This is a genomic window from Salipiger sp. ABN3_019 (genome assembly GCF_056158605.1).
Map to the genome: position 1 here is coordinate 191154 of NZ_JBSWTP010000006.1, position 21959 is coordinate 213112.

19 protein-coding genes are annotated in these 21959 nt (G+C 63.4%); 7 read left to right on the plus strand and 12 right to left on the minus strand.

Annotated features, from left to right (window positions below; all coding sequences use genetic code 11):
• Window positions 1–8: 8 nt before the first annotated feature.
• The gene (locus ACXAD2_RS07165; protein ID WP_475168674.1) at window positions 9–1370 is read left to right on the plus strand and encodes a BamA/TamA family outer membrane protein; all 1362 of its coding nucleotides are present in this window, start codon (window positions 9–11) and stop codon (window positions 1368–1370) included.
• Window positions 1371–1525: 155 nt separating this feature from the next.
• On the opposite strand, the gene ACXAD2_RS07170 is transcribed toward ACXAD2_RS07165, so the two are convergent.
• The 3 genes from ACXAD2_RS07170 to ACXAD2_RS07180 form a co-directional block, all read right to left on the minus strand.
• Window positions 1526–2788, minus strand: a complete 1263-nt coding sequence (locus tag ACXAD2_RS07170; RefSeq protein WP_475168677.1) for a glycosyltransferase family protein — start codon at window positions 2786–2788, stop codon at window positions 1526–1528.
• 150 nt (window positions 2789–2938) lie between these two features.
• Window positions 2939–3580 carry a response regulator transcription factor gene (locus ACXAD2_RS07175; RefSeq protein WP_475168679.1) on the minus strand — a complete coding sequence of 214 codons (642 nt, stop codon included), beginning with the start codon at window positions 3578–3580 and terminating at the stop codon, window positions 2939–2941.
• A gap of 129 nt (window positions 3581–3709) precedes the next feature.
• Window positions 3710–5815, minus strand: a complete 2106-nt coding sequence (locus ACXAD2_RS07180; protein WP_475168681.1) for a hybrid sensor histidine kinase/response regulator — start codon at window positions 5813–5815, stop codon at window positions 3710–3712.
• 487 nt (window positions 5816–6302) lie between these two features.
• On the opposite strand from ACXAD2_RS07180, the gene ACXAD2_RS07185 reads away from it, so the two are divergent.
• Complete coding sequence (locus ACXAD2_RS07185; protein ID WP_475168683.1) at window positions 6303–9026, plus strand: BapA prefix-like domain-containing protein; 2724 nt, start codon at window positions 6303–6305, stop codon at window positions 9024–9026.
• 527 nt (window positions 9027–9553) lie between these two features.
• A complete protein-coding gene (locus tag ACXAD2_RS07190; RefSeq protein WP_475168684.1) occupies window positions 9554–10543 on the plus strand; it encodes a response regulator in 990 nt (329 codons plus the stop codon).
• A gap of 321 nt (window positions 10544–10864) precedes the next feature.
• Here ACXAD2_RS07190 and ACXAD2_RS07195 read toward each other — a convergent pair.
• From ACXAD2_RS07195 to ACXAD2_RS07220, 6 genes are all read right to left on the minus strand, one after another.
• Window positions 10865–11622, minus strand: a protein-coding gene (locus ACXAD2_RS07195) for an IS5 family transposase (protein ID WP_475168685.1) whose coding sequence is annotated in 2 segments (ribosomal slippage) — window positions 10865–11286 and window positions 11286–11622 — 759 coding nt in all. Because the reading frame shifts where the segments join, the coding sequence is not laid out codon by codon here.
• Between the two features lie 62 nt (window positions 11623–11684).
• The gene (locus tag ACXAD2_RS07200; protein ID WP_475168687.1) at window positions 11685–12818 is read right to left on the minus strand and encodes a sensor histidine kinase; all 1134 of its coding nucleotides are present in this window, start codon (window positions 12816–12818) and stop codon (window positions 11685–11687) included.
• Entirely contained in the window at window positions 12815–13828 is a 1014-nt protein-coding gene (locus ACXAD2_RS07205; protein ID WP_475168690.1) for an anti-sigma regulatory factor, read from the minus strand. The genes ACXAD2_RS07200 and ACXAD2_RS07205 overlap by 4 nt, the downstream gene beginning before the upstream one ends.
• Window positions 13825–14244, minus strand: coding sequence for an ATP-binding protein (locus ACXAD2_RS07210; RefSeq protein ID WP_475168693.1), 420 nt, complete (start codon window positions 14242–14244; stop codon window positions 13825–13827). Before ACXAD2_RS07210 ends, ACXAD2_RS07205 begins: the two co-directional genes overlap by 4 nt.
• Window positions 14237–14581: an STAS domain-containing protein gene (locus ACXAD2_RS07215; protein ID WP_224906250.1), complete on the minus strand. Its 345-nt coding sequence runs from the start codon at window positions 14579–14581 to the stop codon at window positions 14237–14239. The genes ACXAD2_RS07210 and ACXAD2_RS07215 overlap by 8 nt, the downstream gene beginning before the upstream one ends.
• Before the next feature lie 10 nt (window positions 14582–14591).
• The gene (locus ACXAD2_RS07220) at window positions 14592–15467 is read right to left on the minus strand and encodes an STAS domain-containing protein (protein WP_475168695.1); all 876 of its coding nucleotides are present in this window, start codon (window positions 15465–15467) and stop codon (window positions 14592–14594) included.
• Window positions 15468–16139: 672 nt separating this feature from the next.
• Between ACXAD2_RS07220 and ACXAD2_RS07225 the strand changes: the two genes are divergently transcribed.
• Window positions 16140–16487 (plus strand): PRC-barrel domain-containing protein, encoded by a 348-nt coding sequence (locus ACXAD2_RS07225; RefSeq protein WP_475168697.1) that lies wholly within the window; start codon window positions 16140–16142, stop codon window positions 16485–16487.
• 1041 nt (window positions 16488–17528) lie between these two features.
• Here the strand turns inward: ACXAD2_RS07225 and ACXAD2_RS07230 are convergent.
• A complete protein-coding gene (locus ACXAD2_RS07230) occupies window positions 17529–18290 on the minus strand; it encodes a MauE/DoxX family redox-associated membrane protein (RefSeq protein WP_475168699.1) in 762 nt (253 codons plus the stop codon).
• Between the two features lie 689 nt (window positions 18291–18979).
• Between ACXAD2_RS07230 and ACXAD2_RS07235 the strand changes: the two genes are divergently transcribed.
• Entirely contained in the window at window positions 18980–19309 is a 330-nt protein-coding gene (locus ACXAD2_RS07235) for a hypothetical protein (RefSeq protein WP_475168702.1), read from the plus strand.
• Window positions 19310–19443: 134 nt separating this feature from the next.
• The gene (locus tag ACXAD2_RS07240; protein ID WP_475168704.1) at window positions 19444–19653 is read left to right on the plus strand and encodes a hypothetical protein; all 210 of its coding nucleotides are present in this window, start codon (window positions 19444–19446) and stop codon (window positions 19651–19653) included.
• Between the two features lie 226 nt (window positions 19654–19879).
• Here ACXAD2_RS07240 and ACXAD2_RS07245 read toward each other — a convergent pair whose 3' ends face one another.
• Both ACXAD2_RS07245 and ACXAD2_RS07250 read right to left on the minus strand, forming a co-directional pair.
• Window positions 19880–20530 carry a PRC-barrel domain-containing protein gene (locus ACXAD2_RS07245; protein ID WP_475168707.1) on the minus strand — a complete coding sequence of 217 codons (651 nt, stop codon included), beginning with the start codon at window positions 20528–20530 and terminating at the stop codon, window positions 19880–19882.
• A gap of 263 nt (window positions 20531–20793) precedes the next feature.
• On the minus strand, window positions 20794–21564 hold the full coding sequence (locus tag ACXAD2_RS07250; RefSeq protein ID WP_475168709.1) for a hypothetical protein: 771 nt from the start codon (window positions 21562–21564) through the stop codon (window positions 20794–20796).
• A 112-nt stretch (window positions 21565–21676) separates the two neighbouring features.
• Here ACXAD2_RS07250 and ACXAD2_RS07255 point away from each other — a divergent pair, with 112 nt between their 5' ends.
• On the plus strand, window positions 21677–21871 hold the full coding sequence (locus ACXAD2_RS07255; RefSeq protein ID WP_475168713.1) for a hypothetical protein: 195 nt from the start codon (window positions 21677–21679) through the stop codon (window positions 21869–21871).
• Window positions 21872–21959 lie beyond the last annotated feature (88 nt).

Consider the following 21959-nt stretch of genomic DNA (forward strand, 5'->3'; position numbering starts at 1 on the left):
TGCCTGCTGTGACGACCTATTCGCATGTCCGCGTGCTGCGCGCGCCCCGCCCGCCGGAACCCCCGACCTCGCGCCGGATCGCGATGGCGGCCGGTGCCGCGACGCTGGCGCTCGGACTGCTGGCCCTTGCCGCCCCCGGCGCGGCAAAGGTGTACCGCGAGGTCGAGGTGCGCGGCGCCCGCTTCGTCCCCGAGGATGACATCCGCGCCACCTGCGACGCCCGGCCCGGCGTCAATTACGCCGAGTTCGACCTGCGCGCCATCCAGGACTGCCTGATGCTCACCGGCGTGTTCGAGCGCGTGCAGCTGCGCGGCGAGGGCGACACGCTGTTCATCGACGTGACCGAGATCGACACCCGCCCGGGACGGCTCGAGGGCGCGCTGTCCTACATCACGCAGGATGGCTTCCTGGCCGAGGCCTCCTACGAGCAATACGACCTGCTGCCCGGCACCTTCGGCTCGGCGCATCTGTCCTTCAACCGGCAGGTCCGCGAGCTGCAGGGCCATCTCTACGGCGCCGACGCCTTTGGCGACACGCTCGATCTCGGACTCGACACGATCTGGCGCGAGACCGACTATGACGACCGCAGCTACTCCGATGGCGGCTTCCGCATCGAGCCCTACCTTGCCTGGACGCCCACCGAGGATTTCCGGCTTGAGGCCGGGCTCGGCTGGCGCGACTACCGCATGTACGAGGTCGAAGACGATGCCAGCCTGCTGCTGCAGCGCGAAAAGACCGATGGCATCTCGGCGCCCTACACGCGGCTCGCGCTGACTTTCGGGGCCAGCGCCGAGTTGGTGTTCGGCGAGGATTGGGCCCGCCCGGCCTATTCCATCGAACTGCAGCAGTATTTCTGGAACCTGGGCAGCGATGACGCGCTCTCGGACAGCCGCGTCGAGCTGCGCGCGCGCTCGCCGCTGGCGCCCGAGCTGAGGCTCCTGACCACGCTGCGCGGCGGCAGCGTCACCGGGCTGCACGGCAACGACACCCGCGCCACCGACCGCTTCTTCCCCGGTGCCGACACCTTCCGCGGCTTCGCGCCGCGCGGTATCGGTCCGCGCGACGGCGACGATATGCTGGGCGGCAACAAGTATTTCGTCGCCTCCTTCGAGCTGCAGCATGACTTCGGCACGGTGCTGTCGCTGCCACTGCGCGGCGGGGTGTTCCTCGATACCGGCGCGGCCTGGGGGCTTGATAACACGCTGGACGGGCAGATCGACAACTCGCGCCACATGCGCAGCAGCTCGGGGCTCTCGCTGACCTTCGACGTCGCCGAAATCCCTGTCTCGCTCTACCTCGCGAAACCGCTGCGCAAGCAATCCGGCGACGAGACCCAAGCCTTCGGCCTGTCCTTCAGCGCCCGTTTCTGAGCGCCGGAAGGCCGCGCAGGACCGCGCTTGGCAAGGACGGGTCGAGCGGACAGCGCGGCAAGGTGCGGGCTCTTTCGCTCGGCTGGCAAACACGGATCGCGTCGGGGGCCTCGGGGGCCGAGGGGCAGATCGAGCCCCCCGCTCTCGAGCCCTTTTCAGCGACCTGCCGGGCCGCCGTCGGCCGCGGCGCGGGCGTCGCGACGATCCATGGCCTGCCGGAACAGCCCCATGTAGCGCGGCGCCACCGCAGGCAGGCTGTAGTGCAGCCGCGCCAGGTAGCGCGCCTTCTGGCCATAGCGCAGACGCCGCGCCGGATCACCGGCCACCGCCTCGATCTCGGCGATCCAGGCATCGTCGTCGTCGGGCAGCAGCCGGCCGTTGATGTCATCGAGAATCAGCTCGGCGGCATAGCCCCGGTTCGGCGCCAGCACGCAGCCGCCGCGGCCGAGGATCTCGACCAGCCCCCAGTTGGCGACACCGAACTGCAGCGGATAGAGGAAGAGGTCGATCCCCGCGAGCTGCTGCGCGAATTCCTCGTAGGGCAGCTTGCCCGGAAAGCGGATCACCTCAGCGGCGCGCGGATAGAGCTTCATCAGGTGATCGCGGAAGCTGGCGACCGCGCCGCCGTATTTCCGTTCCACCCATTGTTGCTCGTAGCCGTAGGTGCTGCCCTCGGCACCGCCAAGCGCGACGAACTCAGCTAGCAGGCCGCGCGCAGCGAGCTTGTCGACCAGCCGCACGAAGACCTCGAACCCTTTCGAGCTCGACAGATCCCGCGCCGAGAAGCCGATGGTGAAGGGCCGCGCCCTGCCCTCGGTGTCAGAGGCGCTGGTGGGCCGATCCTCGAAAGCGAAGCCCTCGAGCTGCACCTCGATATTGCCCTGCAATGCCGCGGGAAACATCTGCTTGGCGTGGTGGCTGGGGCAGATCACCAGATCGCTGCGCAGCGCCTGGTGGAAGTTCAGCATCTCGAGGTTCTTGTCGCCCATGCGCTGCGACTGGTCGGGCGGGTAGTCGGAGCTCCAGCCGTGGGCGCGGTAGCTCGGGAATTCGATGTAGCTGACGATTGCCGCCCCGGTTTCGCCATAGAGAAAATGCGGCGCCCCCCAGAGCGAATGCGCGACGATCACGTCGATCTTCTTCTTTTGCTCGAATTGCTGCACCGCGCGCAGCAGCCCTCGCCCGATCCGTGCCGAACGCTCGAGCTTGGCGGTGTAATAGTAGCTTTGCGGTCCGACCACCGGCCCGTCGGGCTTGAACGCCAGGATGTGCTCGCCCCGCTCGGTGTTGCGAGCGCGGTGGCCGGGGGTGGTGAGGAAATAGGTCTCGGCCAGCTTGGCCTGGCGTAGGTAGTCGCACAGCTGCCCGAACTGCCCCGGATAGACCGCCCCGGCGAACACGATGACCGGCTTTTGCATGCACTCCCCCCTTGCCGCATGGCCCCGGCACAGCGGGGACGCGAGCCGAAGTTAGGAGACTACACACCAGAGCGATACATACTTTGGAGAGGAGTGCTGCAATTGCGGCAGATCCGCCACGCTCCGCCTTCGGGTCAGGTCAGCATGCGGTCAGATCAGGTTCATGTCGCGGGCGACGATGACCGCCTGCGTGCGGTTGCTCGCCTCGAGCTTCGAGCAGATCGACTTCACGTGCATCTTCACCGTCGCCTCTTTGAGCCCCAGTGCGGCACCGATGTCGCGGTTTGACTTGCCTTCGGCCAGCTCTGCCAGCACATCCGCTTCGCGCTCGGACAGATGCGCCGTCGCGCGCGGCTCGCGCGGGGTCACGCGCTGGCGCTCGATCAGTTCCACGGGGATGTAGCGCCCGCCCGCCGCCATGAAGCGGATCTCGTTGGAGAACGCCTTGAGCGAGGTGGTCTTCAGCACGAACCCAGCGCCGTTCATCGCCAGCACTTCGGGCACCAGATGCGCCGGCGGATTGCTGGTCAGTAGCGCCACTGGCTTGCCGTCATTGCGATCGATCGCCTTTGCCAGCCCCTCGAGCCCGTTCATCCCCGGCATGTTCAGATCAAGCAGGATCAGATCGTAGGGCCCGTCACGGTCGACCGCTGCCAGCGCCTGTTCGAGGTCGGGCGCGGTCGAGGCGCTCACGTCGTCGAGGTTCTCGATGAACTGGGCGAACATCTCGAGGACCATGGCGTGGTCATCGGCGATGAGGATGCGAACCTGCTCCGCAGTCTTGCTGGTCATGCTTTTACTTTCTCTTCCTGCACGGGTTCCGCGATCAGCCCTTCCCCACTGCCAACGCGTATCGTGCATCAATATGACAAGCTCTGCCGCGATCCGCCAGCGGCGGCGGGCAGGCCAGCGCGGGCAGGCTCAGCCAGCCTCGCCGCGCAGCCGCGCGCCGGTGCCCTGCACCGCCGCTTCCAGCGCTCCGAGATCAGCGGTCAGATCCCCCGCGCCCGCCTTCACCGCATCCTCGAGCGCGCGCAGGCGCCGCTCTACCAGCGCGAGGCCGGTCAGCCCGCAGGCGCCGGTTGCGGCGTGGAGCGTGCAAGCCGTGGTCTCGCCGACACCGGCGCGCACCGCGACCAGCGCCTGCTCGGCCTCGGCAAGCGCGCGCGTCATAAAGGCCAGTGCCCGGTCGCGGCCAAGCTCGCTTTCGAGCTCGGCGACCACATCGGCATCAAGCAGCGGGTCGCTGCCGGCGGGTGCCCCGCGCCGGGGTGCATGCGTCGGTGCCGGAGTGGCTGCGGGCGTCATGGAAGGCGTAGGTGCCCGCTTGGGTGCCCTTGTCGCCTCCTGAGGATCCGGCCCGGAGGGCTGCGCCGCGCGCAGCGCGCCAAGCGCGGTGCAAAGTTCACCGGGGCGGATCGGTTTTTCCAGCACCGTGACCATGCCCGCCTTGAGACAGGCGGCGCGGATCCGGTCGTCGGCATGGGCGGTCAGCCCGACAATGCGCGGCGCGCCGGGCACGATGCCGGGCCCCGACCGCACCCGGATGCGCCGCGCCAGCTCGACGCCATGCATCCCGGGCAGGGTGACATCCGACAGCACGAGCTCGATGCGGTCCGCACCCTCCTCTGCCAGCAGCCCGAGCGCTTCGGGACCGCTGCCCGCCGCTGTGACCTCGGCCCCGGCATTGCGCAGCACCTGGCACAGCCAGGTGCGGCTCGCGGGGCTGTCCTCGACCAGCAGGATGCGCGCGCCCTGCAACCGCGGGTCCGCCGCGGCGGGGCGCGGCGCGGGCGGCACCGAATCCGCCGCAGCCGCCGTATCGGCGGGCAGGCTGAAACGCGCCCGCAGCACCGTTCCGATCACCCCCGCCGCGCCCTTACCCGCCGCGCCCCCGCCCGCCACACCAGAGGCCAGGCGGTCCTCGACCTCGAGCTTCCCGCCAAGCTGCAGCAACGCATGCGCCAGCACGTCGAGCCCACCTGATGGCCGGCTCGATGTCCGACCCTCCACCGGTTTCGCAGTGCCCTCCTCCGGCGCGATACCGCCGCGCTCAGCGGCAAGCCCGAGCGCCGCTTCAAGCCGGTCGCGCTGCGCCTGCGGCAGACCGCCGCCAAGGTCGCGCACCTCCAGCAGCACCTCCTGTAACGGCGCATCCGCGCCCTGCCCTGACCCCTCCGGCGCGGCGGGCAGCGGTGCCTGCCGGAAGGTCACCTCGATCTCGGGGCCACCGTATTTCACCGCATTGTCGAGCATGTTCTGAAACAGCGCGCGCACGAAGCGCACCGGGCCGACCAGCGGCTCGGGCCCCGAGACCCTGCTGCTCAGGCGGATCTCGGCACCGCGCGCGGTGGCCACCGGGTGCAGCACCGCGATCAGCGCATCAAGCTCCTGCGCCGCCGAAAACGCCGTGTCCGGCTGTAAACCGCTGAAGCTCTGTTCGCCGCGCAGCACCGAGAGCACGTTGCTGACGTGCTGCAGCGACAGATCGGCAGCTCGGCGCAGGCGCGCCAGCGCCCCAGGCTCGGGGGCATCGCCAGCGATCAGCCCTTCCGCCGACGCCAGCAACGATTGGATCGGGGTCCGCAGGTCATGCGCAACCCGTAGCAGGGTCGCCGCTCGCGCCCGGTTGCGCAGCCATGTCGCCTCATCCTCGGAGTCCGACAGGCGCAGAAAGAATCCGGTGGCCGGTCCCACCGGCAGCGCCACCAGCTCACCCTCCAAAGGCTGTCCGCCGCGGTTCGCACAGACCCGGACGCTACCAGCGCGCCGCGCCCGTGCCATCATGTCGGGCCACTCCCCCTCTAGCGCGAGAGGGCCCTGACCGCCGAACACCTGCTGCAGCGGCGCGGACCCGAGCCCCAGCGCCTTGGCAGGAGCATTGGCAAGTAGGATGTTCCCCGTTTCGCTGGCAAGCAGCGCCGCTCTCCGATCAGTTGCGATCAGCCGCGCGATGACCTGCACCACGGGACGGTAGACCGAGAGATCCTCGTCGCTACTGGCGGTCTTGCGGATTTTATCAGCCATGCATCCTGTCCTCCCTGCCACGGCCGGTCATCGCTATCATCTTCCGGCAGCTGCGGAGCCCAAGTATAGGCGCGGACTGCCGAAAAGGCTCCCACCGGGCGCAAAAGATTTGCGGCAGCGCAAATTGACCACATACTTTAGTATGTTCACTTAGCGCCTACACCCGGGCGATGCGATGGATCGGGCGCGAATGCCACTGCGCGTAACCCGGCCAAATCCCCTCAACCCGCGGCGCCAAGCGCTCGCGCCTGCCAAAAACCCAAGGAATTTCCGCTATTCCCGCGCGATTTGTTTCCACAACTGCCGTCAATCCGCCCCTGATTTGCAAATTACCCGCGGCATCGGAGGGCAATGCCGGAAATTTCGAGACCCACCCAAAGGGATGTTGACGAACTAATCTTTAGTATGTTTTGCTACATACTAATTAATGTAATTCATCTAAGTTTCCTCGCGGCAGGTCACGCGAGGCTATCGAAGGGGTTTAGAGATGGCTGACACGGTTATTCAGGCAGGTCCGGAAATCGGCATTCGCATCGACGCGGTCTCCGAAGACATTGCGCGCTATGGTCGTCAGGGCAAGACGCTGATCGTCGATCTGAAGAACGGCGACCGGGTGATCATCAAGGATTTCTATACCCCTGCGGAGAACGACTCCCTGCACAGCCTGATTCTCGGCGATTCCACCGAAGCCGGAGTTGAGGGTGAGCTCGACGAGGCCGCCGGCCTCGGCATGAACATGGAGGAGCAGGCGGCACTGGCAGCAGCCGGCATCGCCGGCCTGGGGCTTGCCCTGTCCGGCGGCGGCGGAGGCAGCAGCTCGCGGAGCGACAGCACCGACGGAACTGACGGTACGGACACAACCGACGGAACCGACGGGACGGATACCACCGACGGTACCGATGGCACGGATACAACCGACGGCACCGATGGCACGGACACAACTGACGGCACCGACGGGACGGACACCACCGACGGAACCGATGGCACGGATACCACCGACGGAACCGACGGCACGGACACAACCGACGGTACCGATGTCACGGATACAACTGACGGCACCGATGGCACGGACACAACTGACGGCACCGACGGGACGGACACCACCGACGGAACCGACGGCACGGATACCACCGACGGAACCGACGGCACGGACACAACCGACGGTACCGATGTCACGGATACAACTGACGGCACCGATGGCACGGACACAACTGACGGCACCGACGGGACGGACACCACCGACGGAACCGACGGCACGGATACCACCGACGGTACCGATGGCACGGACCCCACTGATGGCACCGATGGCACGGATACCACCGACGGAACCGACGGCACGGACACAACCGACGGTACCGATGGAACGGATACCACCGACGGTACCGATGGCACGGACCCCACTGATGGCACCGATGGCACGGATACCACCGACGGAACCGACGGGACGGACACAACCGACGGTACCGATGGCACGGACACAACTGACGGCACCGACGGCACGGACACAACCGACGGTACCGATGGAACGGATACCACCGACGGTACCGATGGCACGGACACAACCGATGGCACCGATGGCACGGATACCACCGACGGAACCGACGGGACGGACACAACCGACGGTACCGATGGCACGGATACCACTGATGGAACGGATGGCACCGACCCTACCGATGGCACCGACGGCGCTTCCACGCAGGGCGTGCTCGACCCGCTGGTTGCCGATGCCGGGCTACTCGGCGGGCTGACAGGGAACGAAAGCGCGCTCGGCGAGGTGACCGGCTCTGACGGGCTGCTCGGCGACATCGCCGGCCCGGAGGCTCCGCTTAGCGAAACCGTCGAGCAACTCTTCGGCCAGCCCCTGGTCGGAGATGGCAGCATCAGCCGGGAAACCGGGCTCGCCGACGCCGTGATTGCGGATGACGGGCTGCTCGGGGACATCACCGGTAACTCTGGCGCGCTTGGCGAGGTCACCGGCTCGGACGGCCTGCTTGGCGAGATCGCCGGCAACGACGGTGCGCTCAGCGCCATCACCGGGGCCGACGGTCTGGTCGGCGAGCTGACCGGAACCGGACTGCTCGGCGAAGGCTATGGCAGCGACGATCCGGGTGAGGAGCCGGGTACCGGCGAACTGCTCGACGGCGTCATTGGCGAGGATGGGCTGCTCTCCAGCCTGCTCGGCGAGGGCGAAGAGCCCGGTGACGGCGGCAGCCAGGGTCTGGTTGATCCGCTGATCGCGGACGGCGGGCTGCTCGGCGATATCACCGGCAACGACGGCGCCCTTGGGGAGGTCACCGGCTCGGACGGCCTGCTCGGCGCGATCGCCGGCAACGACGGCGCGCTCAGCGCCATCACCGGGGCCGACGGGTTGGTCGGCGAGCTGACCGGATTTGGCCTGCTGGGTGACGGTAACGCCGGCGGCGACGATCCGTCGGAAGACCCGGGGACCGACGAGCTGCTCGACCGGATCATCGGCGAGGATGGGCTGCTCTCCGGCCTGCTCGGCGAGGGCGACGCGCCCGGCGATCCCGGCGACGGCGGCAGCCAGGGTCTGGTCGATCCGCTGATCGCGGATGGCGGGCTGCTCGGCGATATCACCGGCAACTCTGGCGCGCTCGGCGAGATCACCGGCTCTGACGGCCTGCTCGGCGAAATCGCCGGCCCTGATAGCCCGCTGAGTGACCTGACCGAAGAGCTCTTTGGCCAGCCGCTGCTCGGCGACGACATGATCTCCCCCGAGATCGGCCTCAGCGATGGGATCATCGCCGATGGCGGGCTGCTCGGAGACGTCACCGGCAACTCGGGCGCGCTCGGCGAGATCACTGGCTCGGACGGCCTGCTCGGCGAACTCATTGGCAATGACGGCGCGCTTGGCGACATCACCGGGGCCAACGGGCTGGTCGGCGAGCTGACCTCCACCGGCACCATGGGCGAGACCGATGGCGGCGGCACACCGCAGGAGGACCCGCTCGGCGACCTGCTCGACGGGCTGCTCGGAGGCGACGGCGATAGTGCCGGAGACCTGCTTGGCGGCGGGCTTGAAGACGGGCTCAGCGAGACGCTGCTCGGTGACCAGGGCCCGGTGGGCGGCTTGCTGGGTGGCGGTGGATCGCTGCTCGGCGGCTTCTCCGGGGATCACGGGGATAGCCCCTCCTCCGGTCCTGACCTGCTCGACGGACTTTCCGGCCCAACAGACGAAGATTTCAGCTGACCCCACTCACGGATCCAGTTGAAACGGCCTGCCCTGCTGCCCCTTCCCCCCTTCGGGCGGGGCAGGCCACCTAACTCCCACACATACATCACAGACGTCATGTGACCAAGGAGTGCCAATTGATGCCCGCTCACCTCACCTCCGCCGCCGCACTAACATCCCAGTCGAACAGCGCGTCGCAACGAGTAGCCGCCACAAAGCCACCGGCAGCGCAGCGTGTTGCGAGTTTCGAACACGCCTGCGTCGAGACCCAAGTGGCCGCCATTCTTAGCACGACATTGGCAAAGGAGGAGCAGGCCGAGAATCCCGCTCTATCGTCCGCCCGCCCCGAACAGGACTGCGCCGACCCGTCCCAGACTTACTCGCGCTTCTGTGCCGGATGGTGGCTTTTGCCCGGTGCCTGCCTCGGCTCGCTATCCTGGGTCGGACTCTTGGCAGCCCTGCTCTGACCGAGGGCTAAGCCCGACAACGCCAAAGAACGTGCGAACAAACGCGTCACAAGCCACTGCCATCATGAGGAATCACCCATGCGCATACTCGCTGTTGACGACAGCCCCCTGATGCAAGATCTCCTGCCGTTGCTGCTCGAGAGCGACATGGTGGTCCACAGCGCGGCCAGCGGCCGCGAAGCACTTCGTCTGCTGAATGGATCGGAACTGGCATTTGACTGCCTGCTGCTGGATATCGAGATGCCGGAAATGGATGGCATTGAACTCTGCCGCCATATCCGCGCCCTTCCGCGCTACGCTTCGACCCCGATCATCATGTTGACAGCGCGCACCGATGGCGGAGATATTGAGGCCGCATTTGCCGCCGGGGCCAATGACTACATCCTCAAGAACCTCAGCGCCCGCTCGCTCAACGGTCGGCTGCGGGTCGCCGAGCGCCTGCGCGCCGCACCCGAGATCGTTCGCGTTGGAACGCAGCATCTGCAGGCGCCGCGCGGCACTCATCCTTTCGGCTACAAAGACAGTATCGCGCTGCCCTCCAGCGAGGCGTTAGTCAACTCATTTTCGCTCGGAAATTATTTGGCGCAGTTGCCTCGTAAGGACATCCAGCGGAGCCGCATTTTTGGCGCGCAAATCCATGACTTTGCAAGCCTATATGCCAATACAACCACGGGAGAGCTGACCGCACTCTTGGAGCAAGTCGCACAAGGTCTGCATTCCGCGAGCGAGGCGCCTCGGCTACTCACCAGCTACGAGGGCAGCGGTACCTTTATCTGCATCGCGCGCAGTTCAGACCTGCCATCACCCAATCGTATGGAGGCCAGACTCAGCGACTATCTGAACAGCCTCTTGCCGCTCACCGAACCAACTCAAAATATCAGCCGAATGCCGGCGGCCGTGGGAGCGCCCGTACCGCCGTTTTCCAACAAGACGCAGCGTGTGAGAAAATCCCTCCTGCGTGTCCGCGCTCGGCTAAAAGCGCGCTGCGTGCAGCACGAACCTCGAGATAGTCGCTTTCGCTATCCGCTGGAAACAGTCGCCGCCCAGGTCAACGCATCCTCTATTTAGCTTGTCGCGCTGAAAGGCGTGAGGATGCAGGACCGCGATTTGAGTCTCGTCTTAGCCCCGAGTTGATCAGGCAAGGTCTTCAGCGCAACCATGGTGCTGCGCTGTGTCACAGGGCCGCAGATGGAGCTTGGCGCCTGAAGCTCCGAGAAGGCTCCTTTCCAATCTCGCACAGGCGCCTCGATATCCTTGGCATGATGAGTTTTCGCAAGCTTTAGCAGTCGAATGGTGCGGCCTCAGGAACAAGGCGTTCCATCCGCCGAGACCGCGCCATCTAGCCAATGAATTCTAGGCAGCAACCTTAGGCTCTGGACTCATTGAGTTTCAGAGCCAGTAGATGACGACTGCTGCGAGAGCGATGACAGAGAAGAATGTCGTGGGGCATCTGTCGTATCTGGTTGCGACACGCCGCCAGTCCTTGAGCCTGCCGAACATGATCTCGATCCGGTTGCGCCGTTTGTAGCGCCGCTTGTCGTATCTGACAGTCGCCTTGCGCTGTTTTCGGCCAGGTATGCAGGCGCGTATACCCTTGTCTTGCAGGGCTTCCCGGTACCAATCGGCGTCATAGCCCCGGTCCCCGAGCAGCCAGTCTACATCTGGCAGACCGCTCAACAGGGCCCGCGCCCCGATGTAATCGCTCACCTGCCCGGCAGACACGAAGAAGTTGAGCGGCCGGCCTTTGCTGTCGCAGATGGCATGCAGCTTGGTGTTCATGCCGCCCTTGGTGCGGCCAATCAGTCGGCCACGCCCCCTTTTTTCACGCCCAGGCTGGACGCGGTGCGATGTGCCTTGAGGTAGGTTGCGTCGATCATCACGGTCTTCTTCTCACCGTGTTCGGCGGCCAGCCCGGCCATCATCTGTGCGAAGATGCCCTTATCACTCCACCGCTTCCAGCGGTTGTAGAGTGTCTTGTGGGGACCATACTCTTTGGGCGCATCCCGCCAGCGTAACCCATTGCGGTTGATAAAGATAATCCCGCTCAACACGCGGCGATCATCGACGCGAGGCTTGCCGTGGGACTTCGGGAAGTAGGGCGCGAGGCGCGCCATCTGCACATCGCTCAGCCAAAAGAGATCAGACATGTCACCGCTCAGTTTTGGCGCGGTGAATCATCTCACGCAGCTGAAATCAATGGGTCCAGAGCCTAGGACTGCGGAGGAAACCTAATCTGGACGCTCATGCCGTTTGTCCCATTCACGGTCAAGGTCGCGTCATTCTGGAAGGTCAGGGTCCGGATCATCCGCCAGCCAAGCGAATTCGACCGCTCGGGTCTCTCAGCATCCTCCGGCAGACCGACACCGTTGTCTGACACGAGCAGCGCGATGCCCTGCTTCAGATCTCCGGACACCTCAACCCGGATGAGACCTTTGTCGCGGCCGGCGAAGGCGTACTTGAACGCATTGGTGATGAGCTCACCGACAATTAGCCCGATGTCGATGGCAAGCTTGCTATTGAGCGTCAACTCGCCACAGACAACCTCGATGCTGGCCTGAAGGGTCCCACCGCTGAATGCCCGCTCCGAATTTCTGGCGACCTCATGAAGCATTTCCGATAGTTCAACATTCCCAGCATCGGTGCCGCGCTGCATCAGCTCGTGAGCCTTGGCCAGCGATCCGACGCGCACCTCAAGTTCGGTAAGGATCTGATGGGTTTCTTCCTGCGCTGCCTGCGACTTGCTCATTCTTATGAGGGCGACAATGAGAGCCAGATTGTTTCCTGTTCGATGGTGCAGTTCCTTCATCAGAAGGTCGCGATCTGCGATTTCCTCAGCGAGTTCCCGGTTTTGCTTGCTGAGCGATGCGGCGGGGTCCTTGGCCTCCAGCTCCCTCAGAGCTTCGGTCGCCTGACTGACGAGCTGGGCGCTCACCGGCAAGCGTGTGGAGGGCAGGAACGCAGCGTCGATCCGCGTCCCCTCGTGTCCAGTTTCGACATCGAAACGCGTCGCTATTCGCTGCACCCCACGCAGGCCCAGTCCCATACCCGCAGCAGAGGTCGGAGCGCCGTCGCGGATAAGGTTTTCTTTAGGTATGCCCTTCCCCTGGTCGGTTACAACAAGCCCGAGCGCCGTTCGGCCATCAACCTCGGTGATGGAAAAAGTCGCACGGCCCTTCTGGCCATGTTCGATGGCGTTACGACCAAGTTCGATAACCGCGGTCACCGTGCGCGTCCGCTCGAAAGCGCCAAACTGCAGCACGTTGGTGAGCGTCATTGCCACGTCGCGCAGACGAGCAACATCTGATCCCTTTTCCAACGTCAGGGTTGTCAGCTTCTCTTTCATTCTTGTTCTTGGCTCTGGCTTATCCGCATCACGACTATGCTGGCGTCATCCCTGCCGCGAAAAGCTCGGTCTAGAAAGAAGCCGGCAATCAGCAGCGGACTTTTCCTGAGCAGCCCCATTGGGAAATGGGCTTCCCGCAGAGTTTTCAATCCGTCGCTGTGCAGGATCACCATGTCTCCGGGATGTAGCTGCGCGATTTCCTCGTAGCCCCGCGTGGCCGCGCCGCCGATCCGGCCGTCCCGCACGGCCAAACGGCGAACCCCGCCCTCGCTGATCAGCACAGTCGAGATATTTCCGAGACCTGCGTAGCGCATTTCCATCTCGGGCTCGTCAATATGAACCAGAGCCGCCACAGCGCCGCGCCGCCCGATGAGCTGCTCGGTGATCTGGCGCATGAGTTTGCCCGGTTCGGAAGACAGGCCCCCAGCGGCAAGCGCGGCTTCAGTGACTTCGGCGGCAGCCTCCGCGGCCAACGGGCCGTGCCCGAGACCATCGCAGAGCAGCACATCGGTCGCCTGAGGAATTTGTCGAATTTGGAAATCGTCTCCGCAGGTGTCCTCGTGTGGGTGGCAAACGCGCAAACCCACCACCTCGACACGGGTATCCACTCCTTTGGCCTGCTTGCCGAAGGTGCAGACAATGGTGGTGCCGTTCTCGGGAGAGCTGAAGATGTCGAAGGTGTCTGACAGACGAACGATGGCCCCGAGGCCAAGCCCTGCGGACTCCGTGGAGCTTTCGCCGTCCTGGAACATCCGGTCGATATCCGGGATGCCCGGCCCGCGATCGGTGAAGATCATGGCGATGAGCTCGGCACCGGGGGCCCGCACGAGTTCGATCAACGCCCGGCCGCGCTCGGCGTAACGCAGGATATTCGTGGTGGCCTCTGTCGCGACGATCGCGAGTTCGTCCAGACGTGTCTCGGGCAGGCCGATCCCGGCGCCATGGCGCCGCGCCAGCCGCCGCACCACGGCGACGGCGCTCCGATCATCAATCTCGACCCACTGGTTCATAGCTTCACGCTCATGGAAACGGTTGTACCCTTCCCGGGCGCGGACCGGACCTCGAACCCATGTGAGAGCCGCTTGGCGCCGCCAAGCCCCCTGCCCAGCCCTCCCGCGGTCGTGTACCCCTCGGTCATGGCCAGCGTCACATCTTCGATCCCCGGACCGTCGTCCCGGCATTCGACGCGCAGATACTCGTTACGAGTATCGAGATAAATCGAAATCCGGCCACCACCACCATGCACGATGGTGTTGCGAGCAATTTCGCTCACCGCCGTCGCGAAACGCGTGACGCGCATTACCGAAAGCCCGCGTTCCTTGAGAATTCGCGCGACCGCCTGCCGCGCGGCTACGACGTCCCGGCTGGTTGCGAGCGTGATCTCCGCGAGCGCGGGCGTGCCTGATGTCCCTTCGGGATCAGGCACGCCGTAACTGGGAAAGCGCGTGGGTCAGGCTGAGCGCCGTGCGGATCTCGGGCAGGTACATCCCCAGTTCGACCAGGGTCACGGCCACCGCCGGGCGCATCCCGACAACGTAGGTCTCGGCCGCCAGCAGACGCGAGATCCCCGCAAGCTGGGCAATGACGCGCCCGACAAACGTATCGACGATCTCCAGCGAACTGATGTCGAGGATCACGCCCTTGACGTTCTCCTTGGCAATCCGGTTCGAGAGCGTCTCCTGCAACTCCACGATTTCGGTATCGGTGACGTCGTCCTGAATGGAGACGAGAAGCGCGTTCTCGACCAGATTTATGGACGTCACACCCGACACGTCAGGAGGCCTCGGTGGTCTTGATCACATAGCCGACCTTTCGCAGCGCATCGGACAGCGCGGTGCGGATGCTCGACCGGGTCGACACAGTGCCCACGTCGATGCCGAGCTGCACCATGGTCTGGGCGATCATCGGGCTGATGCCGCTGATGATGCATTCGGCCCCCATCAGACGCACGGCGGCTGCAGCCCGCAGAAGGTGCTGTGCCACTTGCGTGTCGACGGTGCCGACGCCGGTGATGTCCATGATCACCACCTCGGCCTGACGTTCGAGGATGGTCTGCAGCAGGTTCTCCATGACCTCCTGCGCCCGGGCGGAATCCAGCGTGCCGATCAGCGGCAACGTGAGAACCCGGTCCCAGAGTTCGACCACGGGGGTCGACAGTTCGAGCATTTCCTGGCGCTGACGCTCGATGATCTGGTCGCGCTCGCCGATGAAAATCTCGTTGGTATAGATCGCGAAGGCATCGACGAGGCGGGTCACCATGAGAACGTCGCGAATGAGCTTTCCGCCCTCGACGCCGGGCATGGCCTCGAGCCGCTTGAACAGCGGCGCCTTGAGGGCCAGCACAAAGGTCGCCATTTCAGTCGGCGTGACGCCGCGGCTGACGCGTTCCTTGCTGACGTCGGCCAGAACAGCGCGCAGGTCTTCCCAGGCGTCATCGTCCAGGCTGAACTCCTCGTTCACGACACCGGCCCGAACGCCCTTGCCGAAGGCTTTCAGGAGTTCCTGGTTCTGCGCGCGACTTTCAGAGTCGGAGAACAGGTCGGAGCGTTTTACACCCTCCTTCACCTGGGTGCCGAGCCACTCTTCCACGACCCCGGAGAAATCGGTTTCGAGGATGGTCAGAATATTTGCCGTCGCCGTCTGCGGCATGTTCGGGAACCCCAGTAAATTTGTGATGGGACAGGTAAGACAAGGTTGTCACGAAGAGTCAACGCCTACCAGTATTTCAATACCTTGCCAGGATATTCCGGGGGCAACGGCCACTGAGTGCTGTGCGGCTGCGAGCGCCCTCTCAAGCAGTTCGTCGCAACTGCCACCCTCCCTAGGATTCCAGAACGGCCTGATCTCTTGTTACAAGCACGAACATGGCCGCCTCGGCATTGCCCGGCCTCGGTCTATTGCCGTGCGCAAGCCTTCCAACGCTCTGTGTCGCAGGTCAGGTACGAGGGAACGGCGATACGCAAGGGCCAATAGAAGACAGTCGAACGTTCCCTCACTCGGCAAGGGCCGGTCGAGGATGACACGCCGCATCTGCCTCCCCGACGGGATCGATACCGTCAGGGGGCGGTGGTTGCAGCGAAAACGCCCGGCGGATGCGTTCCCATTCTGAGAAATACGGGGGCCACCGGAACACCAGCGGCAGACCCAATGCGGAGAGGCTCAACGCGATCAGCTTGCAGGCGACACGGCAAAGGACACCTCCGAGTTCAATCTGCGCAAACTCGGCGGATAGGCGCTCTCGGCTGCCGTCCGGCCGAGCCTGCTGCGGAACATTGCCCCTACCCGCCCGTTCTACCGGACACATCAGGAGGAGATGTCACAATGCATGATAACTCGACAATGATTTCGTCCGACGAAGTCAATGGCACTGCGGTCTATTCCCGCACCGGCGAACACATCGGCACGATCGACCACCTCACCATCGACAAGGCGAGCGGCAAGGTGGCCTATGCGGTGATGGGCTTCGGCGGTTTTCTGGGGATGGGCGAAGACCACCACCCGATCCCCTGGGCCAAGCTGAACTACGACACCAGCCGTGGCGGCTATGTGACCGACATCACGTCCGAGCAGCTGGAGGGGGCGCCTGAGCGACGGGACGACTGGCACCGCGACCGCGACTGGGAGGCCCGCACGCACGACTACTACGGCGTGCCAAACTACTGGGTTTAAGTAGTCCCCCTCCAACGAGCAGGAAACGCGTGGGCCCGGCCGAGAGGCCGGGTCCTGCCATTCTTGAATGCTGCCCGTTCGAGAGGCGCGCTACACTGCGAGGTGTCATCCAGGGCAACTCATCAGCCCTCGCCCTCGTCGAGCCGGTCCACCGGCCAGCCTACGCAGAAGCCGTACAGCACCGTAGACAGAACGATCACCAGCGACCAGATTTTAAATGCCCTTGGCGACCATGACTACGACGATTGTTCTCTTGGTCCTCACTTTGCTGCGGGTCCTCGAGCGGAAGCTGGGCAGGCGCGAGCGCGAGGATTGATTTTCAGGCCGCCGAAGAAGTGGAGAGCCGGATATCAGGGCTTAAGCTTGGCGACTTAGGCTACTTGCCGAGTGTAAGGACTTTCCCATCCTAGATTTGGGAGCTCTCCAGATTCTCTGGCGTAGCTTGCAACCAGCCGCGTTTTCCTTGGCGCCGCTTCACGGACATCCTCCAGCGAAAGGCTGCGCAAACTGGCTGAAGCGGGCATCGCCGCTTGCGTAGCCCTAACCGTTTCGCCGATACTCATTTCAAGGTGAAAAAAGCATCAGGCAAGGCATCGGGCGAAGGCATCGTTACGCTGGAGGGTGACATGTCAGCCGAATGGACCAACGTCCAAATCATGGAATGCGAAGGCGCGGACGGTCTTCCGATCACCGTGTTCAGGCAGTCTGACGGGAATTGACAACGCCTCGTCTTGGGGAACGGGCGAGAGGTTCTTCAGAACCCTGACGGAACTTTAAAGATTCCGGAAGCCGCAAGCGTTCTCTACGTGATGGGCGTGAGCAGTCACCCCAAGCAGCGCAGCCTGCCAGAGAATGCAGGCTAGTCGGCCTATCGCCTTGGGGTGTCTGCGCTCGGCTCTGGCACAGGTATGGTACGTAAATCGCACATCAGTGCGGAGCACTGTCCTATACGCGGCGAGAATGAGCCGCGTATCTGATCCTCCTTGCCGGAGACCTTAGCCAAGCGCAGAAGTCTTTTCGCCTTCCCGTCATCGGTTGCCGTCAGGCCGCAATAATATGCTGCAACCCTATCCAGAGCCCCATCCCGAGCATCATGAGGTTCTCGGTGAGCGATACAAACCCCAACGGCACATTGCTCCCGCCGCCGACACATGCGCACTTCAGCTCTCGTTTGTCGACATAGACGGCCTTGAACACGGAGACCGCTCCGACTGTGCCGATGAACAGAGCGAGCGGCGCAGAAAGCCATGTCAGCGCGCCAGCGATCATCAGCACCCCGGCGAGGGTTTCGGCGAACGGGTAGATGTAACCGTATCTGACCCAGCGGCGGGCAAGCAGGTCATAGTTCAGGAACATCGTCGAGAACCCTTCCACGTCCTGAAGTTTCTGGATGCCGAGCAAAGTCATCGAGATCGCGATAAACCACTCGAGGACTCGGACGCTCAGGACGGTTCCGAGCGCCGCCCAGCCGACGGCCAGCGCCATCAGGAAGGCAACGCCAAAGATTGCGATCACCGGCGTATAGGTGGTCTCGCCCTCCTCGCGCAGGGGTCTGCCAAAATACTTGCGTAGGGCGTCGTAGCCACCGATCCGCTCATTGTCGATCCACGCTTGCGGCGTCGTCTGCACATCGTGCCGCTGCTTGAAGCGCTCGGTTTCGTCGTGGCTCTCGAGTAGGTGGTCCTCGACCTCGAACCCCTCTCGCTCCAGAAGATCCTTCGACTTGAGGCCGAAGGGGCAAAGATGGTCGGGCATGGCCATTCGGTATAGCTGCGCTGACTTCCTCTGAGCATCAAGGGGCATCGATCTCCTCCGGTAAATGTCGCTCCTAGTTCCTCAACGACCTTCCAGCGCGGGAAGGTTCCGAACAGAACCAGTACCGCGGCTTGAAACGACGATGCTGCCGCGTCGACCACAGCTTCTAGTGTGCTGGGGTTCTTCCGCGCGCGGGTGGAAAGCGAACAAACGTCGCAAGAGCGAGCAAGAAATTGCCCCAGAGATGGGCCATCCCCGGGGCTGCTATAGATACAATCAGTGTAGCTGCAATGATATGCCCTCGCCACTCATGCCGGGTAATTCCGGACGAAACTCAGAGGGATTCTTCAGGCGCGTTCGTCCACTCACGGACTATTTAATGTTGCGTCATTTCTCGTTTGCCGTCGAGTCCTCTCGGCTCTGGGTTGCCGACAAATTTATCTTGCTCAACCGCTTGACCGTTTCGATCCATGGCTGGAGGTCACAGTGCCCGCGCTCACTGGCTCGCGGGCCTTTAAACGACGCTCCTACGCTGCGAGAGCAGATCGCGATCGCCGGAGACGCGCTAACTTTTGCAAGATGACCCGACCGGTAACAGGGCGAACCCAGGGAGCTAGAGGTCAAGTTCTGATCCCTTCCGACACTCCCGCAAGGCGGTCAAAGGAAGCGCACTTTTTCGGGACCCCTCCAGCGCTGGAAGACCGTTGAGGCCGAAAGCGACAAGAATGGAGGTGCCGATGACCTATTCCCGTTTCGCCCTCATGATCCTCGCCTCGGCGGTGATCATGTTCGGACTGATGTATCTCAACACCTACGCTTTCAAGCATGTCTTCTTCAGCGAGAGCCGCAAGGCTCTGGGCTCGACTCCCGCATGGCACCTCTCTGCCGCCGAGATCGAGGCAAACGCGTCGCGCATCCATGCGCTGATCAACGGCAAGACGATCAGCGCGGACACCGCAGTACAGGTGGCACTCATCAACAACCGGGCACTGCAGGCTAACTTCACTGACCTTGGTCTTTCCTCCGCCGAGCTCTGGGAAGCGGCGATGTATGTCTTGGAGAGTTGAGCATGCGGTGGCATGGCCTGAGCGCATTCGAGGCGCCGGCGATCGGCACGAACTTGCCATGACCAAGCGCGTGCGAAACTGCGGCCTGGAGGTTAGCGTTGCTGTCGAAAGCTCACCACATCTGGAGGATCGCTATGACCAATCGGGAATGGGAACTATTCGAAGCTCAAGGCGCCCGTGAAGTCTGGCGCCAGGAAATGCCCGGCTCTGATGGAGGCTCCGAGTTCCGCTATCGCGGAGAAGAATACACCGAGCTCGATGGGAAGCGCACGAAGGTCGAGGAAACCCGCGAATTCAAGACACAATCCGATGCGCTGGCTTGGCTGGCCGGTGAAGCCGGATAGAATTGATGATCGGCCCAGTTGAGCCGTTCGCGCGGACCATGCAGCAAGGTCTGTTGGAACTATCCGAAGGGGCCGTGCTCTCATCAGAAAAAGAAGGTCAGGCGCATGAGCATCCAACAATCTTACCGGCTTTGGCAATTCGACCGTAGCAGCTACGCACGGCGCCCGACTGAAATTTCAGCCGGGCGCTGGCAAAATTCGGCAACTCAGACGCGGAGGAAACGCGTCATTCTGTAGGTGCGGCGCCCATCGTTCCGGCTTCGTCACCCGTACTACCGGTCTCGCTGTTCATGTCGGTTCCCGTTGCGCCCATTGCGTCACCCGTCGCTGGGGGCGGGGTCTCCTTGTCTCGGTATTGGTATTCAGGCGCGGCATCTGCTTCCTCTCGCGTCATGGCGAGTTGAATGGCGTTACCGTCGTACTGGATGTCCAACTGGCTATAGTCGACCGCGATGTCCTTTTCGCCGATGCCAAGGAAGCCGCCGACACCTAGGATTACGGCTGTGATCTGTCCGTCCTCGGTGATGATGAAATCCTTGATGCTGCCGATGGTCTCGCCGTCCGGTGAGGTCACCGACGTGCTGAGCAGCCAATCGCCGAGCATCTCGGCGCTGTCCTGTTGCGGCACGACAGCGTCCGAGGGCGCCACCGTAGTTTCGCTGTCTGCGCTTTCGGCCGCCATGCCTTCGGCCGGAGCGGACTCGGTCGCCATGTCACCGACTGCGGGCGCGTCCCCCGCCATCTCAGCGTCCGGAGTTTCGCCCTCCGTCTGTTCGGCGGGGGCTTGGTCCGTTGGCTGGATGGTCGTTTCCTGAGCCCAGGCCGAACCTGTCACGATGGGAAGAGCGATAGCAGTGATATAGAGATACTTTTTCATGGTCTTGGTCCTCCTGTCAGACAAACAAGTGTTGGCAGGAGATGGTTCAGCTGGCTTCTTATCATTTGTTCAAATTGGTGCCGAAGACGCTATTTCTTGCCGAATTATCGGTCGCATAGTGGCAATCCGGCGCGCAACGTGGTGCACGCACCAACGCGGTGGAACTGGGGGTATCCGTTTAGGGTTGAGACCTCTTGTGCAGCTCTTCTCAGGCCCCAAGTGGAGCAGGTAGGCGCACGTTCATTGCGATTTTACGGCATAGCCTATAGCCGTGGAAAATCGCGAGCGTTTGGCCAAGCTTGGGAAGGATCGTGCGACACAATCGGCGCTTCCAAATCGACCGCCAGCTCGATCACCCACGCCGCGACCGACCTGTCCGAAGGGCAGATGTCGATATTGACGTCACGGTCCAGACGCCGACGGAATGCGCGGAGATCACCCTCTTCACCCAACGACGTCCGGCAGGCGTCATGGGCTAAAACGATATGCGGCGTGACCCGCCGCGCCTGCAGCATATCGATCACGGCGCGCAGTGCCTCCAGATTTGCGACCCTTCCCTCCCGGCACATCACATCCATGCCATCGACGATAGCGAGGTCCCGGCGCCAAGCCCGCTGCGTCGCTTCAGGGTCATTGAAGGAGGCCCCGGACGCCTCCTGACTTGGCGACTCCGCTCTGGGATGGGCGCGATCGGGGTCGCCGACGACCAGACCAACTCGGGAGGCGTCTTCCCCGCCGAGAGACTTAATCACCTGCGCAGAGAGCTGTTCCGAGGCCGCGTCCGGGTGCGCGTGAGAGGCGCGCAATTGAGCGGAGTTCGCATCAGCAAGGCGGCCCGTCGCAACGAGCTCCGAAGTTTCCGCACACATGGAAGCTGGATATCTTCGCAACCAGGCAAGCGGCTTTCGAAGGATGTCGAATAAGTACCTGAGAAACATTTTTCGTGTAATTGATGCGGCGTAGCGCAAAGATGATAGAGAGCCCGCCTGCAGCAGCGGCACCGATACGGCTCCAGCCAATTGCCGCGATGCCATCACTTTCGCACCATCACTTTGGCGAACTCCAGCGTCATGATGAATGGGAGCCGCGACGGTGAAGCAATCCCTTTGCAGCCTGCAGATTTTCGTGGATTGAGGACACGGCCCAATGGATGATTTTGTCATTGTCTGCGGCCCGAAAGGGCATGTCTGGCATGGTGCTCACATTCTGGTAACAGAACGGGCCGAGAACCATGTCGTGACAAGTCTGGGCACCTTCAGACGCGACCGCTACGGCACACTCCGCCTCGAGACCGACCCTGCCTTCCACATTGAGGAGGACCCGGACGTAGAGCAGACTTGACCATGGTGCCCGTCAACTACTTGGGATGTCGCGAAGAGCTTTGACTTGGATCGAAACCAACTCTGCAAGGCCTCAGCTGATCCAGCGT

Coding starts and splice junctions, on each gene's coding strand:
- ACXAD2_RS07170 (WP_475168677.1), bottom strand. CDS start 2,788: ATGCAAAAGCCGGTCATCGTGTTCGCCGGGGCGGTCTATCCGGGGCAG.
- ACXAD2_RS07175 (WP_475168679.1), bottom strand. CDS start 3,580: ATGACCAGCAAGACTGCGGAGCAGGTTCGCATCCTCATCGCCGATGAC.
- ACXAD2_RS07180 (WP_475168681.1), bottom strand. CDS start 5,815: ATGGCTGATAAAATCCGCAAGACCGCCAGTAGCGACGAGGATCTCTCG.
- ACXAD2_RS07185 (WP_475168683.1), top strand. CDS start 6,303: ATGGCTGACACGGTTATTCAGGCAGGTCCGGAAATCGGCATTCGCATC.
- ACXAD2_RS07190 (WP_475168684.1), top strand. CDS start 9,554: ATGCGCATACTCGCTGTTGACGACAGCCCCCTGATGCAAGATCTCCTG.
- ACXAD2_RS07200 (WP_475168687.1), bottom strand. CDS start 12,818: ATGAAAGAGAAGCTGACAACCCTGACGTTGGAAAAGGGATCAGATGTT.
- ACXAD2_RS07205 (WP_475168690.1), bottom strand. CDS start 13,828: ATGAACCAGTGGGTCGAGATTGATGATCGGAGCGCCGTCGCCGTGGTG.
- ACXAD2_RS07220 (WP_475168695.1), bottom strand. CDS start 15,467: ATGCCGCAGACGGCGACGGCAAATATTCTGACCATCCTCGAAACCGAT.
- ACXAD2_RS07225 (WP_475168697.1), top strand. CDS start 16,140: ATGCATGATAACTCGACAATGATTTCGTCCGACGAAGTCAATGGCACT.
- ACXAD2_RS07230 (WP_475168699.1), bottom strand. CDS start 18,290: ATGCCCCTTGATGCTCAGAGGAAGTCAGCGCAGCTATACCGAATGGCC.
- ACXAD2_RS07235 (WP_475168702.1), top strand. CDS start 18,980: ATGACCTATTCCCGTTTCGCCCTCATGATCCTCGCCTCGGCGGTGATC.
- ACXAD2_RS07240 (WP_475168704.1), top strand. CDS start 19,444: ATGACCAATCGGGAATGGGAACTATTCGAAGCTCAAGGCGCCCGTGAA.
- ACXAD2_RS07245 (WP_475168707.1), bottom strand. CDS start 20,530: ATGAAAAAGTATCTCTATATCACTGCTATCGCTCTTCCCATCGTGACA.
- ACXAD2_RS07250 (WP_475168709.1), bottom strand. CDS start 21,564: ATGGCATCGCGGCAATTGGCTGGAGCCGTATCGGTGCCGCTGCTGCAG.
- ACXAD2_RS07255 (WP_475168713.1), top strand. CDS start 21,677: ATGGATGATTTTGTCATTGTCTGCGGCCCGAAAGGGCATGTCTGGCAT.